Source organism: Streptomyces sp. NPDC030296, from assembly GCF_055572815.1.
The window spans coordinates 726,946-742,272 of the sequence record NZ_JBVICQ010000001.1; the positions used below are offsets into that span (position 1 = coordinate 726,946).

A 15,327-nucleotide genomic window follows, 5' to 3' on the forward strand; every position below is an offset into this window, starting at 1 on the left:
AGTCCGGCTCGGCGAAGCCCGGCTCGGCGAAGCCCGGCTCGGCGAAGCCCGGCTCGGCGAAGCCCGGCTCGGCGAAGCCCGGCTCGGCGAAGCCCGGCTCGGCGAAGCCCGGCGGCAAGCCCGCCTCCACGGGCGGCGGCACGTCGGGCCCGGCGGCGGCCGGTGACGCCGAGATGACCATGACTCTGGGTGTCACGCGCGCGGGCGCGAAGCCCGGCGGCAAGCGGCCCGGCAGGCCCGGCGGCGCGGCGGCCGCCGGAGCGGCGGGGGCGGCCGGGGCGGCGGCAGCCGGTGGCGCGGCTTCGGCCGCGACCGGTGGCGCGGCGGCCGGCGGGATGCGTGCCGGGAAGGCCGGTGTCACGAGCGGCCTCGCGGCAGCCGGAGCCACCGGCGCGGGGGCCGGTGGGGGCGCGGCGACCGCCGTCGTACCCGCTGTCGCACCCGCCGACGTGCCCGACGTCACCCCGACCGGCGGCGGAAAGGGCAAGAAGCCGAAGCGGCCCAAACGGACCGGGTGGCGGCGGCTGTTCCCGACCTGGCGCATGGTGCTCGGCAGCTTCGTGATCGTGACCATGCTGATCATCGGCGCCTTCGTGCTGGGCTACAACCTGGTCCACATCCCGAAGCCGCAGGAGCTCGCGACCAAGCAGAGCAACGTCTACCTGTACGCGGACGGCACCCAGATCGCCCGCGACGGCGAGGTCAACCGCGAGAACGTGCCCCTGTCGAAGGTCTCCAAGGCCGCCCAGCACGCCGTACTGGCCGCCGAGGACCGCGACTTCTACTCCGAGCCGGCCATCGACCCCAAGGCGATGATCCGCGCCGCCTGGAACACCGCGAGCGGCAAGGGCAAGCAGTCCGGCTCGACGATCACCCAGCAGTACGTGAAGAACTACTACCTGGCGCAGGACCAGACCGTCACCCGCAAGGTGAAGGAGTTCTTCATCGCGATCAAGCTGGACCGCGAGGTCACCAAGGACGAGATCCTCGAGGGCTACCTCAACACCAGCTTCTTCGGCCGCAACGCCTACGGCATCCAGGCGGCGGCCCAGGCGTACTACGGCGTCGACGCCGACGAACTCACCCCCCAGCAGGGCGCCTATCTCGCCGCGCTCGTCAACGCGCCGAGCATGTACGACGTCGTCGCCCACCCGGAGAACAAGGCCGCGGCCGTCGCCCGCTGGAACTACGTCCTCGACGGCATGGTGAAGGAGGGCTGGCTCAAGCAGTCCGAGCGCGCCGGCATGAAGTTCGACATGCCGAAGCAGACCACCACGTCCACCGCCTTCTCCGGACAGCGCGGCTACCTGGTCGAGGCCATCAAGTCGTACCTCATCGAGCACAAGATCATCGACGAGGAGGCGCTGGAGAACGGCGGTGGCTACCGCATCACCACCACCATCCAGCCCAAGATGCAGGACGCGTTCATCAAGGCCGTCGACGACAACCTGATGGACAAGCTCGACAAGAAGAACCGCAAGGTCGACAACTACGTCCGCGCCGGCGGTGTCTCCATCGACCCGAAGACCGGCAAGGTCATCGCGATGTACGGCGGCATCGACTACCTCAAGCAGTACGTCAACAACGCCACCCGGCGTGACTACCAGGTCGGTTCGACGTTCAAGCCGTTCGTGTTCACCGCGGCCGTGGAGAACAACTCCAACAACCAGTCCGGCCAGGCGATCACCCCGAACACCATCTACGACGGTGCCAGCGAGCGCCCGGTCGTCGGCTGGCCCGGCGAGCGGTACGCCCCGGAGAACGAGGACTACGTCGACTACGGCAACATCACGGTCCGCCAGGCCACCGACAAGTCCGTGAACTCGGTGTACGCGCAGATGGCCGTCGACGTCGGCCCCGCGAAGGTCGAGAAGACCGCGATCGACCTGGGCGTGCCGAAGAACACCCCGGACATGAACCCGTACCCGTCGATCGCGCTGGGCACGGCGACCGCGAGCGTGCTCGACATGGCGGAGGCGTACGCCACCCTCGCCAACCACGGCCGGCACGGCACGTACACGATGATCGAGCGGATCACCAAGGACGGCTCGGAGATCAAGCTCCCCTCGGCGGACCCCCAGCAGGCCGTCAGCCGTCAGGCCGCCGACACCACCACCTCCGTCCTGCGGAGCGTGGTCCAGGGCGGTACGGCCACCGCCGCGCAGGCGTCCGGCCACCCGGCCGCCGGCAAGACCGGTACGGCCGAGGAGGACAAGGCGGCCTGGTTCGCCGGCTACACCCCGGACCTCGCCACCGTCGTCTCCGTGATGGGCCAGGACCCCAAGACGGGCGTCCACAAGCCGCTCTACGGCGCGATGGGCCTCCCGCGCATCAACGGCGGTGGGGCGCCCACGGAGATCTGGGCGCAGTTCACCAAGGCGGCCCTGAAGGGCAAGAAGGTCAAGGACTTCGACCTGGAGCTCCAGGAGGGCGCGGACGTGGTCGTGGTGCCCCCGAGCACCCCGCCGGACGAGCCCGGCGCCACCGGTGACGAGGACGACGGCGGCACCACGGGCGGCGAGGAGACCGCGGGCCAGACGGACGGCGGCGCCACGGGCGAACCCACCGACGGGGGCGCCACGACGGGCGGCGGCGACACGACGACGACCGGCGGCGGCGGAGAGACCACCGGCGGCGGACCCACGACCGGCGGCGGGACCGCCGACGGCGGCGCGGCCACCGGGGGCGGGGGCACCGCGGACGGCGGGGCCGCCACCGGAGGCGGGACGGACGGCGGCGGAACGACCGACGGCGGGGGCGGCGGCGGAGACATCGGAGGCGGGACGACGGAGGGGACGTTCCCCTGACGCCGGGAACGTGAGTGAAGCCGGGAGGGGGCTGGTGACGTGGTCACCAGCCCCCTCCCGTGTGTGGCGGGCCACCCGCCGGAGTGCGCTACGGGTCGCCCTACAGGTACAGGCCCGTGGAGTCCTCCGAGCCCTCGAACCGGTCCGCGGCCACGGCGTGCAGGTCGCGCTCGCGCATCAGGACGTACGCGACGCCCCTGACCTCGACCTCTGCCCGGTCCTCCGGGTCGAAGAGGACACGGTCGCCCGGCTCGACCGTCCGGACGTTCTGCCCGACCGCGACGACCTCGGCCCAGGCGAGCCGCCGGCCGACCGCCGCCGTCGCGGGAATCAGGATGCCGCCGCCCGAACGCCGCTCGCCCTCGGCGGTGTCCTGCCGCACGAGCACCCGGTCGTGCAGCATCCTGATGGGCAACTTGTCGTGTTGGCTCTTCTCGCTCACGACCCCGAACCTACCTGTCTTCGTCAGCCCCTGCGGCGTCGAGTGCCGAGGGCGAGCAGCCCCACGACGCCGACGAGGACGAGCGCCACCGGGACGATGCGCTCCAGCCGGGGCGCCCCGTCCTCGTCGACGAGCCGGCCCTTCGCGTCGCTGACCACCCGGTTGACCGAGACATAGGCCTTGCCGAGGGTGTGGTCGATGTTGGAGACGACCTTCGCCCGGGCGTCACCGACAATGGTCTTCGGGTGCACCCGGACGCCGATCTCGTCGAGCGTCTCCGCGAGGGTGTCGCGGCGGCGCTTGATGTCCGCCTCGATCTCGGCCGGGGTCCTGGTGTCCGAGGTGTCCGCCACCGCGCTGCCTCCCGCTGTCCGTCATTGACTGTTTGCGGACAGTCTGTCAGCTCCGCCGGGCCCCGAGGCGTCAGGGCCCACGGTTACGCTGGTCCGATGAGCGAGCGACTCCAGCCCGGGGACGTGGCCCCCGCCTTCACCCTCCCGGACGCCGACGGCAACGAGGTGTCCCTGTCCGACCACAAGGGCCGCAAGGTCATCGTCTACTTCTACCCGGCCGCCCTGACCCCCGGCTGCACGAAGCAGGCCTGCGACTTCACCGACAACCTGGACCTGCTGGCCGGCGCCGGGTACGACGTCATCGGCGTCTCCCCCGACAAGCCGGAGAAGCTGGCCAAGTTCCGCGAGAAGGAGTCCCTGAAGGTCACCCTCGTCGGCGACCCCGACAAGGCGGTCCTGGCGGCGTACGGCGCCTTCGGCGAGAAGAAGCTCTACGGCAAGGTCGTCACGGGCGTCATCCGCTCGACGATCGTCGTCGACGAGGAGGGCAAGGTCGAACGAGCCCTCTACAACGTGAAGGCGACCGGCCACGTAGCGAAGATCATCAAGGACCTGGGCATCTGACCCCACCCGCCCACCCGAGAACGGCTCGCCCCGGAACCCCGGGCACGAGCCGTTCCGCGCCCCATCACCTTGCAGATCGACCATGTCAACGGGAACTGGCGGGACAATCGCCGGGAGATCCTGCGCTACCTGTGCCCCAACTGCCATGCCCTGACGGAGACGTGGTGTCGCCAGAAGAGCGGAGTCCCCCTCGCAGGGCAGCCCGACAGCCCCGTACACTGAGGGCCGCCGGTCGAGCGCGATGACCGTTTTGGGCGGCCGTGATGGAATTGGCAGTCATGCTGGGTTTAGGTCCCAGTGGGTTCACACCCGTGTGGGTTCGAGTCCCACCGGCCGCACACACAGAGAGGGCCGCCCACCGGGCGGTCCTCTCTCGCGTCAGCCCAGCAGCTCCCTCACCACCGGTACCAGTGCCCTGAACGCCTTGCCGCGGTGGCTGATCGCGTTCTTTTCGGCGGCGGTCAGTTCGGCGCAGGTGCGGGTGTCGCCCTCCGGCTGGAGGATCGGGTCGTAGCCGAAGCCGTTCGTGCCGGTGGGGGTGTGGCGGAGTACGCCCCTCAGTCGGCCCTCCACGACGCGTTCCGTGCCGTCCGGCAGGGCGAGGGCGGCGGCGCAGGCGAAGTGGGCGCCGCGGTGCTCCTCGGCGATGTCCGAGAGCTGGGCGAGGAGGAGTTCGAGGTTGGCGCGGTCGTCGCCGTGCCGGCCGGCCCAGCGGGCGGAGAAGATGCCGGGGGCGCCGTGGAGGACGTCCACGCAGAGTCCGGAGTCGTCGGCGACGGCCGGGAGACCGGTGGCCTGCGCGAGTGCGTGCGCCTTCAGCAGGGCGTTCTCGGCGAAGGTGACGCCGGTCTCCTTGACGTCGGGGATGTCCGGGTAGGCGTCCGCGCCGACGAGGTCGTGGGGCAGACCTGCGTCGGCGAGGATCGCCTTCAGCTCGGTGATCTTTCCGGCGTTGCGGGTGGCGAGGATCAGGCGGGTCATGCCCTCAGTATCCCGGCCCTCGCCGGGCGCCGGTCACACGGCGGTGGTCAGGACGTGCAGACGTTCGTCAGTTCCTTGGCCGCGCCCGTGATCCCGCTGATGTCGGGGGTCGCGTCGCCGTTGTTGACGGAGGTCTGGACGTCCTCCACGGCCTTCTGGAGGTCGTCGACGGCCTTGTTGACGTCGGCGTTGTCGGTCTTGTCGCCGATCTCCTTGAGGTTCTCGTCGATGGAGTTGAGCGACTCCTCCAGCTGCGAGGGGTCGTTGGAGGCGTTCTCGACGGCCTGCTGGAGGTCGGACACGCTGTTGGCGATGGCCTCGGCGGTCTGGACGCAGTCCAGGGCCTTGTTCACGGCGTCGCAGCCGGTGGTGAGGCCGGCGGTCAGCGCGACGGCTGCAACGGCTCCGGCGATGGCGGTCGTACGACGTCGGCGGCTCACGGCCATGGAACGGTCCTCCTACTGGTTGCAGGCCTGACGGCCTCCGGTGGTGGTGCGGGTACGGCTTGCGCCGGTGTGGCCGGGCGCACGGTGGTGTGCCGTGCGCCCGTACTCCTAGGGACGCCGCCGGGTGCGCCGTGGTTGCGACCGACGGCCGGTCTTCTTGGGGTGCCCTTTACCTTTAGAGGACCGAGTCGAGCGCCTTGCCCTGGAGGGCGGCCAGGTCGGTGCAGCCGGCGACGGCGAGGTCCAGCAGGGCGTTGAGCTCCTCGCGGGCGAAGGGCTCGGCCTCGGCGGTGCCCTGGACCTCGACGAAGCGGCCGTCGCCGGTGCAGACGACGTTCATGTCGGTGTCCGCCTTGACGTCTTCCTCGTAGCAGAGGTCGAGCAGCGGGACACCGCCGACGATGCCCACGGAGACGGCGCTGACGGTGCCGGTCAGCGGGCGGCGGCCCGCCTTGACGAGCTTCTTGCGCTGGGCCCAGGCGACGGCGTCGGCCAGCGCCACGTACGCGCCGGTGATCGCCGCCGTGCGGGTGCCGCCGTCGGCCTGCAGCACGTCGCAGTCGAGGACGATGGTGTTCTCGCCGAGCGCCTTGTAGTCGATGACGGCGCGCAGGGAGCGGCCGATGAGGCGGGAGATCTCGTGGGTACGGCCGCCGATCTTGCCGCGTACGGACTCGCGGTCGCCGCGGGTGTTGGTGGAGCGGGGGAGCATGGAGTACTCGGCGGTGACCCAGCCCTCGCCGCTGCCCTTGCGCCAGCGCGGGACGCCCTCGGTGACGGAGGCGGTGCAGAAGACCTTGGTGTCGCCGAAGGAGATGAGGACGGAGCCCTCGGCGTGCTTGCTCCAGCCGCGTTCGATGGTGACAGGGCGGAGCTGTTCGGGCGTGCGGCCGTCGATTCGAGACATGGCGATGAGCCTAGCCGCAGTGGCGGAAGGGGCCGCTCCCGCATACGGAGGGCCCCTGCGCGTGGGCTGACGGGGGCCGGCGTTGGGCGGGTCCCGGATCAGCGGTGGATCACATCATGTCCTCGATCTCCGCGGCGATCGGGTCGGCGTCGGTGCCGATGACGACCTGCACGGCGGTGCCCATCTTGACGACGCCGTGGGCGCCGGCGGCCTTCAGGGCGGCCTCGTCCACGAGGGAGGGGTCGTGGACCTCGGTACGCAGCCGGGTGATGCAGCCCTCGATCTCGTCGATGTTGTCGAGGCCGCCGAGCCCGGCGACGATCTTCTCAGCCTTACTGGCCATGGCGATTCTCCCTGTTATACCTGATCTGGTCCGCTTTGCCGTGCGAGGTCGTTCGCGACTGGTCTACACCACCGAACGGGTCCCCGCCAAGCGGAGGACGCGGGCATCGCCCGCACGAAGGCCGAACGAAGGCCGAACGAAGCTCGCCCGACGGCCGGAAGAAGGCCGAGCGACGGCCGAACGAAGGCCGGACGAAGGTCGCACGACATCACGAAGGCATAAAACGGGAATCGCGGGTTCCTAGGCCCACCCCCAGCGTGCTACAACAGGTCTACACCACTGACTGGTGTAGACCTCTCCCGTGCTGCCCTCCCCCACACTCCCGTCCCTGGGCGGCGCCCTGCCTACTGGAGGAAGTTGTGACCACGGCCAGCGCCGCTCCCGCGGCCGCAGACAACAAGGGCCCGACCTGGGGCTCACGCACCATGGCTGTGCTGCAGCGCATCGGCCGCAGCCTGATGCTGCCGGTCGCCGTCCTGCCGGCCGCCGCGCTGCTCGTGCGGCTCGGCACCACGGACATGCTGGGCAGCGAGTCGCTCCCCGGTTTCATCACCAAGTTCGCGAGCTTCATGGCGGCCGGCGGCGGCGCCATCCTCGACAACATGCCGCTGTTGTTCGCCGTCGGTATCGCGATCGGCTTCGCCAAGAAGTCGGACGGCTCGACCGCGCTCGCCGCGGTCGTCGGCTACCTCGTCTTCCAGAAGGTGCTGGCCACCTTCACCGACTCCAACCTCCCCCAGGTGGCCACGGTCGTCGACGGCAAGGTCGTGATGGTGGACGCGGCGGTCAACGCCGGCGTCCTCGGCGGTGTGGTGATGGGTCTGGTCGTCGCCCTGCTCTACCAGCGCTTCTACCGCACCAAGCTGCCCGACTGGGCAGGCTTCTTCGGCGGCCGTCGCCTGGTGCCCATCCTGTCCGCCTTCGCGGGTCTGCTCATCGGCATCGTCTTCGGCTACATCTGGCCGGTCCTCGGTGCGGGTCTGCACCACTTCGGTGAGTGGCTGGTCGGTTCGGGCGCCGTCGGCGCTGGCATCTTCGGTGTCGCCAACCGCGCGCTGATCCCGATCGGCATGCACCACCTGCTGAACTCGTTCCCGTGGTTCCAGGCCGGTTCGTACGAGGGCAAGAGCGGTGACATCGCGCGCTTCCTCGCCGGTGACCCGACCGCCGGGCAGTTCATGACCGGCTTCTTCCCGATCATGATGTTCGGCCTGCCGGCCGTCTGTCTCGCGATCTACCACACGGCCCGCCCCGAGCGCCGCGCGGTCGTCGGCGGCATGATGTTCTCCCTCGCGCTGACCTCGTTCGTGACCGGTGTCACCGAGCCGATCGAGTTCACGTTCATGTTCATCGCACCCGTCCTGTACGCGGTCCACGCCGTACTCACGGGTATCTCCCTGGCCCTGACCTGGGCACTCGGCATGAAGGACGGCTTCGGCTTCTCGGCCGGCGTGATCGACTTCGGCCTCAACCTGGGCATCGCCACCAAGCCGTGGGCCCTGCTCCTGGTGGGCCTGTGCTTCGGCGTCGTCTACTACGTGGTCTTCCGGTTCGCGATCATCCGCTTCAACCTCCCGACGCCCGGCCGGGAGTCCGACGAGGAGCTGGCCGAGCTCCAGAAGGCGGAGGCCAAGTAGCACGCGGCACACGAGAGGCCCCCGGGGATCAGCGCGATCCTCCGGGGGCCTTCTCGTGCGTACGTGCGATGTCAGATCTCGTACGACGTCCGGGGCACGGCCAGCTCCACGGGGCCGTCGTACACGGCGCGGGCGTCGTCGAGGTTGACCCGGGGGTCCGTCCACGGCGGGATGTGGGTGAGCACGAGGCGGCGGGCGCCGGCGCGGGCCGCCGTCTCACCGGCCTCGCGGCCGTTGAGGTGCAGGTCCGGGATGTTCTCCTTGCCGTGGGTGAACGCGGCCTCGCACAGGAAGAGATCGGCGTCGCGGGCCAGTTCGTCCAGGGTGCCGGTGACACCGGTGTCCCCGGAGTACGTCAGGATCCGCCCGTCGTGTTCGATGCGGATGCCGTACGCCTCCACGGGGTGGGCGACCCGTTCGGTGTGGACGGTGAAGGGGCCGATGTCGAAGGTGCTCGGCTTGACCGTGTGGAAGTCGAAGACCTCGCTCATGGAGGAGGCGGAAGGGGTGTCGGCGTACGCCGTGGTCAGGCGCTGCTCGGTGCCCTCGGGGCCGTAGACCGGGATGGGGTCGCAGCGGCCGCCGTCGTGCCGGTAGTAGCGTGCGACGAAGTACGCGCACATGTCGATGCAGTGGTCGGCGTGCAGATGGCTGAGAAAGATCGCGTCGAGGTCGTAGAGACCGCAGTGGCGCTGCAGCTCGCCAAGGGCACCGTTGCCCATGTCGAGAAGCAGCCGGAAGCCGTCGGCCTCTACGAGGTAGCTCGAACAGGCCGATTCCGCGGAGGGGAACGACCCCGAGCAGCCGACGACGGTGAGCTTCATGAGAGCTGGAACCTCCGCGCTGGCGTGAAGTCGTGACAGTCGTGTTGGTCGGTCGTGTCTGTCGGTCGTGACGGACGAACGGGTCGCGCCGACCACGTTTTGCAGTCAGCGGGCTTGCGAAGAACGGACGGGGGTGCGACGAGTGGTGCGGTCCGTCGAGCGTAAGGCGCAAAAGGACGGGTCGCTCCTCCGCCAGGGGCCGTTGTGGGCGAACTCACCTGTGGTGTCACCGGTTCGGCTGGTGGTAGGGCCGTTGGGCCGCGCGTGAGCGGGGGTTGAAGGGGCGCTGAGGGGCGCGGGGGCGTGTGACAGGGCGGGCGTCGGTGGGGGTGCGCCGGTACGGTCGTCCCCATGGACATGTCCTGGTGGTTGGCGCTCGCGGCGGTGATGGCGCTCGCGCTCGTCGCGACGCTGGTCGACGGGTGGGGCCGGTCCCGCCGACCGGGCCGGCGGACGAGCGGTCCGAGGGGTCCGAGGGGGCGTACGCGTCCGCCCGGACGGCCCGGTGACCGGGCCGGCGCGCGGACCGGGCTGCCGCGGCCGCGGCCGTCGGAGATCTGGTGGGCGAGCGTGCCCTTCGAGGACGGGCCCGGGGGCAAGGACCGGCCCTGTCTCGTACTGGCGGTGCGGGGGGACCGGGCCCGAGTCGTCAAGATCACCAGTAAGTACCGCGACGCCCGGGTCGGGGTGATTCCGCTGCCCCCGGGTGCCGTCGGCGACGCGCGGGGCCGCCCCAGCTTCCTGGAGACGGAGGAGCTGAGGGACGTACCGGTACGGGACTTCCGCCGGAAGGCGGGGGTGGTGGACCCGGTTCTGTGGGACCAGGTACGGCACCTGTCCGGCTGACGTGTGCACATGCGTTCAGGCTGAAGGGCGGGCCGCAGGCCCGTTCCCTTCAGAGGCGCGGGGCGGTGACACATGGGGCCGCCGCGTGGGCGCGAACGGCCCCCGCGCACCCGCACCCGCCGACGAACCCCGCACCCCCGACCCACCGGGCGCCCGGCGCTAAGCCCAGAGCTGCCCCTGCAACGTCTCGATGGCCTCCTCCGTCGTCGCCGCCGTGTAGACGCCCGTCGACAGGTACTTCCACCCTCCGTCGGCCACCACGAACACGATGTCCGCGGACTCCCCCGCCTTCACCGCCTTCCGGCCGACCCCGATCGCCGCGTGCAGCGCCGCTCCCGTGGAGACGCCGGCGAAGATGCCCTCCTGCTGGAGCAGCTCGCGCGTGCGGGTCACCGCGTCGGCGGAGCCGACGGAGAAACGGGTGGTGAGGACGGACGCGTCGTACAGCTCCGGCACGAACCCCTCGTCGAGGTTGCGCAGGCCGTAGACGAGGTCGTCGTAGCGCGGCTCGGCGGCGACGATCTTGACGTCCGGCTTGTGCTCGCGCAGGTAGCGGCCCACGCCCATCAGCGTGCCCGTGGTGCCGAGGCCCGCGACGAAGTGGGTGACGGAGGGGAGGTCGGCGAGGATCTCCGGCCCCGTCGTGGCGTAGTGAGCGCCCGCGTTGTCGGGGTTGCCGTACTGGTAGAGCATCACCCAGTCGGGGTGCTCGGCGGAGAGCTCCTTGGCGACGCGCACGGCCGTGTTGGAGCCGCCCGCCGCCGGGGAGGAGATGATCTCCGCGCCCCACATGGCGAGCAGGTCACGCCGTTCCTGGGAGGTGTTCTCGGGCATGACGCAGACGATGCGGTAGCCCTTGAGCTTGGCCGCCATGGCCAGGGAGATGCCCGTGTTGCCCGAGGTGGGCTCCAGGATCGTGCAGCCCGGGGTCAGACGGCCGTCCTTCTCCGCCTGTTCGATCATGTGCAGGGCGGGGCGGTCCTTGACCGAGCCGGTGGGGTTGCGGTCCTCCAGCTTGGCCCAGATCCGGACGTCCTCGGACGGCGAGAGCCGCGGCAGGCGCACCAGAGGGGTGTTGCCCACCGCGGCCAGCGGGGAGTCGTAGCGCATGGGTGGTCAGCGGGCCTCAGGCCATGCCGCCGGCCACGGCCGGCAGGATCGTCACGTTGTCGCCGTCGGACAGCTTGGTGTTGATGCCCTCCAGGAAGCGCACGTCCTCGTCGTTGAGGTAGACGTTGACGAAGCGGCGCAGTTCGCCGCCGTCCACGATGCGGGCCTGGATGCCGGTGTGCCGGGTCTCGAGGTCGGCGAACAGGTCGGCGAGGGTGGTGCCGGCTCCCTCCACCGCCTTCTGACCGTCGGTGTACTGGCGGAGGATGGTGGGGATGCGGACCTCGATGGCCATGGTGTGCGGCTCCTGTCGGGAGTAGTCAGGTCGAGTGGGCGCGCGGCGGCGCGGAGTGCGGGGTCACACGGGTGAGGGCGCCGCGGCTCACGGCCGTACGGCGGCAGGGGTCGGCGTCAACAGATGGCGCTGGCAAGCCTGCACAGGTCGACGTGCAGCCGCGCCACGAGCAGTGCGCCCGGCGTCTTCTCGCTCACGTCGTCAAGAACCATGGACTCATCGTATCGATTCCCGGTCCGGGTCCCGGAATGTGATCCCACATGCCGGACGGATTCGGGCCGCTGGGTGAGACCGCACAGCTCAGCCGGACCGGCGGGGGGCGGGCGCCGGCGCGGAGCGCGGCCATACGTCGAAGGCTTTCAGTACGCCTCCACGATCTGGACCTCCTCCTCCGTCACCTCGCCCTCGACGATGCGGTACGAGCGGAACTGGAAGTCGCCGAGCCCGTCGGTGTCCGCGGTGGAGACGAGGACGTAGTGGGCACCCGGCTCGTTCGCGTAGGAGATGTCGGTGCGGGAGGGGTAGGCCTCGGTGGCCGTGTGGGAGTGGTAGATGACCACCGGCTCCTCGTCGCGGTCGTCCATCTCGCGGTAGAGCTTCAGCAGGTCGCCCGAGTCGAACTCGTAGAACGTGGGCGACATGGCCGCGTTCAGCATCGGGATGAAGCGCTCGGGGCGGTCCGAGCCGGCCGGGCCCGCGACGACGCCGCACGCCTCGTCCGGGTGGTCCTTGCGCGCGTGGGCGACGATCTGGTCGACGAGGGCCTGGGTGATGGTCAGCATGCTCGTCAGGATAAGCAGAGGGCCGCCGCGTACCGAAGGCTGGTACGCGGCGGCCCACATGCCGGGCAGGAGGCCGGTGGGCCTCCCTGGGCGGAGCGGTCAGCCGACCTTCTCCAGGTCCGGGTCGCGGCGGCCGGTGACCTCGGGGTTGCGGGACTTCAGCACCAGCCAGCCGACGCCGAGGGCGGCGGCCCAGCCGGCCATGACGTAGAGGCTGACGCGGGCCTCGTGGTCGTAGGCGATGAGGCCGGTGACGAAGAGGAGGAAGACGATGGCGATCCAGCTGCCCGTCGCGCCGCCCGGGGCGGGGAAGGAGGAGGCGGGCAGGCGGCCCGCGTCGACCGCGCGGCGGTAGCGGACGTGGCTGACCAGGATCATCAGCCAGGTCCAGATGCCGGCGCCGGTGGCGACGGAGACGACGTACTCGAAGGCCTTGTCGGGGACGACGTAGTTGAGGACCACGCCGATGCCCATGAAGAGCACGGAGACCCCGATGGCGAGCGCGGGCGTCTTGGTGACGGACAGCTTGTTGAAGGCCTTGGGTGCCTCACCGCTGTCGGCCAGGGTGCGCAGCATGCGGCCCGTGGAGTACATGCCGGAGTTGCAGGAGGACAGGGCCGCCGTCAGCACGACGAAGTTGACGATGCCGGCGCCGGCGGGGATGCCGATCACCGCGAAGGCCTTCACGAAGGGGCTCACGCCCGGCGCGAACTCGGTCCACTTCACCACGCAGAGGATGACGGTGAGGGCGCCGACGTAGAACAGCGCGATGCGCCAGGGCAGGGTGTTGATCGCCTTGGGGAGGGTCTTCTCCGGGTTCTCGGACTCACCGGCGGTGACGCCGACCAGCTCGACGGCGAGGTAGGCGAACATCACGCCCTGGAGGGTCATCAGGGAGGAGCCGATGCCCTTGGGGAAGAAGCCGTCGAAGGCCCACAGGTTGGAGACGGCGGCGGTGTCGCCGGCGGCGCTGAAGCCGAAGGTGAGGACACCGAGGCCGATCACGATCATGCCGATGATCGCAGTGACCTTGATCATCGAGAACCAGAACTCGATCTCGCCGAACAGCTTCACCGAGATCAGGTTGGCCACGAACAGGACGACCAGGAAGACCAGCGCCGAGACCCACTGCGGGACCTGCGGGAACCAGTAGTTGATGTAGATCGCGGCGGCGGTCAGTTCCGCCATTCCGGTGACGACCCACAGCAGCCAGTACGTCCAGCCGGTGAAGTAGCCGAAGAACGGGCCGAGGAACTCGCGGGAGTACTCCGCGAAGGAGCCCGAGACCGGGCGGTACAGGAGCAGCTCGCCGAGCGCCCGCATGATGAAGAAGATGATGACGCCGGCGACGGCGTACATCAGGATGAGGCTCGGTCCGGCCTTGGCGATGTTCGCACCGGCGTTGAGGAAGAGCCCGACGCCGATGGCGCCGCCGATCGCGATCATCTGGACCTGGCGGCTGCCGAGCCCGCGCTCGTACCCCTCTTCGGAGGCCTCGCCGCGCACGGCGTCCTTGCCGTTGTTGTCGACCTGAGCGGAGGTCATGTGTTGTGCGCCTTTCTCCACGCTGGGCCGATCCGAGTCGTTCGTCGACCCCGGATCGGGTTCCGATCCCCCCGGATGTGATGGAGCTGAGCTGGTTCGCTCGTGCCTGGCCGACGGTCGTCGGCTGGTGGCGCACCCGGTGGACAAGGGTGGTGTCCCCCGGGCGGTCGTGAAGATTTATCACGGCCGCAATCTTGATCGGCGAGGCGTTTTGTGGCACACAACACAGGAAGAAGCGGACAAAGAACCCCCCTGAGGGCATCCCTCACCGCTGTGGTGACACGATCGTTATCCGGATTTGAGTGTCCTCTGAGCGAACGCGAAGCCAACCCGGAAGGGCTCCGGAGGGAACCGTGAGTTCCGCCACCGGCGCCACCGGCACACCCGGCGGCCGGGCGCTCAGGGCATCAGCGTGGTGATCAGCGTCTCCTGGAGCCCGCCCAGCCACAGGTACGCCATCACCATCGGCTTGCGCGGGTCCTCGTCGGGCAGCCGGTAGAGGAGGTCGGTGTCCTCCTCGTCGACGACGTCGAGCCGGGACCCGATGGCGAGGCGCAGGTCGTTGAGGCAGCCGAGCCACCGGCGGGACTCGTCCGCGGACAGCTTGAGCACGGCCCCGCCCTCACCCGCCGCCGACAGCCCGTCGAGGGAGTGGATCACCGCGAGGGCGTTGTCCCGCTTGCCGGCCCGCAGGTCGTTCTCGGTGAAGCGCCGGAACTCGGAGGAGTACGCCCGCTGCTCCTCGGCCTCCTCGGCGGTCGGGGTGCCCTCGGGGTCGCTGTAGGCGTCGGGGAAGAGACGCCTGAGCACGGGGTCCTTGGGGGGCTCGCTCGGACCCTCGGCGAACAGCTCGGCGAGCGGGTCGTCGGGGGCGTCCTCGGCGGGGCCCGGACCGATCAGCTCCAGCAGCTGGACCGCGAGCGAACGGATGATGGAGATCTCGACCTCGTCGAGCGCGACGGCCGCGCCGCCGCCGGGAAGCGGTTCGAAGGTTCCTGGCATCGGGTAGGTCGTTCACTCCGGTCGTGTCGTGTCAGGCCGGGTCGTCCGGCCCGCGGCTGCCGCCCGTGGCTACTTCCGGTCCTGCTGGAGCGTGGCCCACAGACCGTAGCCGTGCATGGCCTGGACGTCGCGCTCCATCTCCTCGCGTGTTCCGCTGGAGACGACCGCGCGACCCTTGTGGTGGACGTCGAGCATGAGTTTGGTGGCCTTGTCCTTCGAGTACCCGAAATAGGCCTGGAAGACATAGGTCACGTAGCTCATGAGGTTCACCGGGTCGTTGTGGACGATCGTCACCCACGGCACGTCGGGCTCGGGTACGGCGAAGACCTCCTCCGCCGATTCGGTCTTCTCGATCTCCATGGGTGCGGCTGCCGTCACACGGCCCATGCTGCCACCACAGGGGGGTCCCCGCACAAACGGGGACCCGTGCGACGGAGGGTCCG

The 15,327-nt window shown here is 70.0% G+C and carries 18 protein-coding genes and 1 tRNA gene; 5 read left to right on the forward strand and 14 right to left on the reverse strand.

The features are described 5' to 3' along the window. Positions 1-2,807, forward strand: a 2,807-nt coding sequence (locus ACZ4Z3_RS03070) for a transglycosylase domain-containing protein (protein WP_468499382.1), incomplete at its 5' end; no start/stop codon positions are given. A 100-nt stretch (positions 2,808-2,907) separates the two neighbouring features. On the opposite strand, the gene ACZ4Z3_RS03075 is transcribed toward ACZ4Z3_RS03070, so the two are convergent. Then, on the reverse strand, positions 2,908-3,210 hold the full coding sequence (locus ACZ4Z3_RS03075; RefSeq protein WP_055513294.1) for a GroES family chaperonin: 303 nt from the start codon (positions 3,208-3,210) through the stop codon (positions 2,908-2,910). 62 nt (positions 3,211-3,272) lie between these two features. Next, positions 3,273-3,602 carry a DUF3618 domain-containing protein gene (locus ACZ4Z3_RS03080; protein ID WP_055513296.1) on the reverse strand — a complete coding sequence of 110 codons (330 nt, stop codon included), beginning with the start codon at positions 3,600-3,602 and terminating at the stop codon, positions 3,273-3,275. A 96-nt stretch (positions 3,603-3,698) separates the two neighbouring features. Between ACZ4Z3_RS03080 and bcp the strand changes: the two genes are divergently transcribed. Both bcp and ACZ4Z3_RS03090 read left to right on the forward strand, forming a co-directional pair. Further along, entirely contained in the window at positions 3,699-4,166 is a 468-nt protein-coding gene (gene bcp, locus ACZ4Z3_RS03085) for a thioredoxin-dependent thiol peroxidase (RefSeq protein WP_468499383.1), read from the forward strand. Positions 4,167-4,420: 254 nt separating this feature from the next. Beyond that, positions 4,421-4,504: transfer RNA gene (locus tag ACZ4Z3_RS03090), tRNA-Leu, on the forward strand. 40 nt (positions 4,505-4,544) lie between these two features. Here ACZ4Z3_RS03090 and rdgB read toward each other — a convergent pair. From rdgB to ACZ4Z3_RS03110, 4 genes are all read right to left on the reverse strand, one after another. Then, the gene (rdgB, locus tag ACZ4Z3_RS03095; RefSeq protein WP_468499384.1) at positions 4,545-5,147 is read right to left on the reverse strand and encodes an RdgB/HAM1 family non-canonical purine NTP pyrophosphatase; all 603 of its coding nucleotides are present in this window, start codon (positions 5,145-5,147) and stop codon (positions 4,545-4,547) included. Positions 5,148-5,194: 47 nt separating this feature from the next. Further along, entirely contained in the window at positions 5,195-5,593 is a 399-nt protein-coding gene (locus tag ACZ4Z3_RS03100) for a hypothetical protein (protein WP_468499385.1), read from the reverse strand. Between the two features lie 175 nt (positions 5,594-5,768). After that, positions 5,769-6,500 carry a ribonuclease PH gene (gene rph / locus ACZ4Z3_RS03105; RefSeq protein WP_468499386.1) on the reverse strand — a complete coding sequence of 244 codons (732 nt, stop codon included), beginning with the start codon at positions 6,498-6,500 and terminating at the stop codon, positions 5,769-5,771. Between the two features lie 109 nt (positions 6,501-6,609). Further along, entirely contained in the window at positions 6,610-6,843 is a 234-nt protein-coding gene (locus tag ACZ4Z3_RS03110; protein WP_055543041.1) for a PTS sugar transporter subunit IIB, read from the reverse strand. A 359-nt stretch (positions 6,844-7,202) separates the two neighbouring features. Here ACZ4Z3_RS03110 and ACZ4Z3_RS03115 point away from each other — a divergent pair, with 359 nt between their 5' ends. After that, positions 7,203-8,480 (forward strand): PTS transporter subunit EIIC, encoded by a 1,278-nt coding sequence (locus tag ACZ4Z3_RS03115; protein ID WP_468499387.1) that lies wholly within the window; start codon positions 7,203-7,205, stop codon positions 8,478-8,480. A 71-nt stretch (positions 8,481-8,551) separates the two neighbouring features. Here the strand turns inward: ACZ4Z3_RS03115 and ACZ4Z3_RS03120 are convergent, their stop codons facing one another. After that, positions 8,552-9,304 (reverse strand): MBL fold metallo-hydrolase, encoded by a 753-nt coding sequence (locus tag ACZ4Z3_RS03120; RefSeq protein ID WP_468499388.1) that lies wholly within the window; start codon positions 9,302-9,304, stop codon positions 8,552-8,554. Between the two features lie 351 nt (positions 9,305-9,655). On the opposite strand from ACZ4Z3_RS03120, the gene ACZ4Z3_RS03125 reads away from it, so the two are divergent. Beyond that, a complete protein-coding gene (locus ACZ4Z3_RS03125; RefSeq protein WP_468499389.1) occupies positions 9,656-10,150 on the forward strand; it encodes a type II toxin-antitoxin system PemK/MazF family toxin in 495 nt (164 codons plus the stop codon). 159 nt (positions 10,151-10,309) lie between these two features. On the opposite strand, the gene ACZ4Z3_RS03130 is transcribed toward ACZ4Z3_RS03125, so the two are convergent. The 7 genes from ACZ4Z3_RS03130 to clpS all read right to left on the reverse strand — a co-directional run bounded on the left by ACZ4Z3_RS03130 (position 10,310) and on the right by clpS (position 15,271). After that, a complete protein-coding gene (locus ACZ4Z3_RS03130) occupies positions 10,310-11,260 on the reverse strand; it encodes a PLP-dependent cysteine synthase family protein (protein WP_468499390.1) in 951 nt (316 codons plus the stop codon). A gap of 16 nt (positions 11,261-11,276) precedes the next feature. After that, positions 11,277-11,555, reverse strand: coding sequence for a MoaD/ThiS family protein (locus tag ACZ4Z3_RS03135; protein WP_055516984.1), 279 nt, complete (start codon positions 11,553-11,555; stop codon positions 11,277-11,279). Between the two features lie 116 nt (positions 11,556-11,671). Next, positions 11,672-11,767, reverse strand: coding sequence for a putative leader peptide (locus ACZ4Z3_RS03140; RefSeq protein WP_309474684.1), 96 nt, complete (start codon positions 11,765-11,767; stop codon positions 11,672-11,674). A 147-nt stretch (positions 11,768-11,914) separates the two neighbouring features. Beyond that, on the reverse strand, positions 11,915-12,337 hold the full coding sequence (locus ACZ4Z3_RS03145) for a M67 family metallopeptidase (RefSeq protein ID WP_099964791.1): 423 nt from the start codon (positions 12,335-12,337) through the stop codon (positions 11,915-11,917). Positions 12,338-12,436: 99 nt separating this feature from the next. Beyond that, the gene (locus tag ACZ4Z3_RS03150; RefSeq protein WP_468499391.1) at positions 12,437-13,882 is read right to left on the reverse strand and encodes an amino acid permease; all 1,446 of its coding nucleotides are present in this window, start codon (positions 13,880-13,882) and stop codon (positions 12,437-12,439) included. A 399-nt stretch (positions 13,883-14,281) separates the two neighbouring features. Next, a complete protein-coding gene (locus ACZ4Z3_RS03155; protein WP_468499392.1) occupies positions 14,282-14,884 on the reverse strand; it encodes a DUF2017 domain-containing protein in 603 nt (200 codons plus the stop codon). A gap of 69 nt (positions 14,885-14,953) precedes the next feature. Further along, positions 14,954-15,271 carry an ATP-dependent Clp protease adapter ClpS gene (clpS, locus tag ACZ4Z3_RS03160; protein WP_055520955.1) on the reverse strand — a complete coding sequence of 106 codons (318 nt, stop codon included), beginning with the start codon at positions 15,269-15,271 and terminating at the stop codon, positions 14,954-14,956. Positions 15,272-15,327 lie beyond the last annotated feature (56 nt).

What these genes read in the sequence shown, in the direction of transcription:
- bcp (WP_468499383.1), top strand. Translation starts at nt 3,699, where the DNA reads ATGAGCGAGCGACTCCAGCCCGGGGACGTGGCCCCCGCCTTCACCCTC.
- ACZ4Z3_RS03130 (WP_468499390.1), bottom strand. Translation starts at nt 11,260, where the DNA reads ATGCGCTACGACTCCCCGCTGGCCGCGGTGGGCAACACCCCTCTGGTG.
- ACZ4Z3_RS03075 (WP_055513294.1), bottom strand. Translation starts at nt 3,210, where the DNA reads ATGCTGCACGACCGGGTGCTCGTGCGGCAGGACACCGCCGAGGGCGAG.
- ACZ4Z3_RS03150 (WP_468499391.1), bottom strand. Translation starts at nt 13,882, where the DNA reads ATGACCTCCGCTCAGGTCGACAACAACGGCAAGGACGCCGTGCGCGGC.
- ACZ4Z3_RS03145 (WP_099964791.1), bottom strand. Translation starts at nt 12,337, where the DNA reads ATGCTGACCATCACCCAGGCCCTCGTCGACCAGATCGTCGCCCACGCG.
- ACZ4Z3_RS03120 (WP_468499388.1), bottom strand. Translation starts at nt 9,304, where the DNA reads ATGAAGCTCACCGTCGTCGGCTGCTCGGGGTCGTTCCCCTCCGCGGAA.
- ACZ4Z3_RS03140 (WP_309474684.1), bottom strand. Translation starts at nt 11,767, where the DNA reads ATGGTTCTTGACGACGTGAGCGAGAAGACGCCGGGCGCACTGCTCGTG.
- clpS (WP_055520955.1), bottom strand. Translation starts at nt 15,271, where the DNA reads ATGGGCCGTGTGACGGCAGCCGCACCCATGGAGATCGAGAAGACCGAA.
- ACZ4Z3_RS03110 (WP_055543041.1), bottom strand. Translation starts at nt 6,843, where the DNA reads ATGGCCAGTAAGGCTGAGAAGATCGTCGCCGGGCTCGGCGGCCTCGAC.
- ACZ4Z3_RS03155 (WP_468499392.1), bottom strand. Translation starts at nt 14,884, where the DNA reads ATGCCAGGAACCTTCGAACCGCTTCCCGGCGGCGGCGCGGCCGTCGCG.
- ACZ4Z3_RS03100 (WP_468499385.1), bottom strand. Translation starts at nt 5,593, where the DNA reads ATGGCCGTGAGCCGCCGACGTCGTACGACCGCCATCGCCGGAGCCGTT.
- rph (WP_468499386.1), bottom strand. Translation starts at nt 6,500, where the DNA reads ATGTCTCGAATCGACGGCCGCACGCCCGAACAGCTCCGCCCTGTCACC.
- ACZ4Z3_RS03125 (WP_468499389.1), top strand. Translation starts at nt 9,656, where the DNA reads ATGGACATGTCCTGGTGGTTGGCGCTCGCGGCGGTGATGGCGCTCGCG.
- rdgB (WP_468499384.1), bottom strand. Translation starts at nt 5,147, where the DNA reads ATGACCCGCCTGATCCTCGCCACCCGCAACGCCGGAAAGATCACCGAG.
- ACZ4Z3_RS03135 (WP_055516984.1), bottom strand. Translation starts at nt 11,555, where the DNA reads ATGGCCATCGAGGTCCGCATCCCCACCATCCTCCGCCAGTACACCGAC.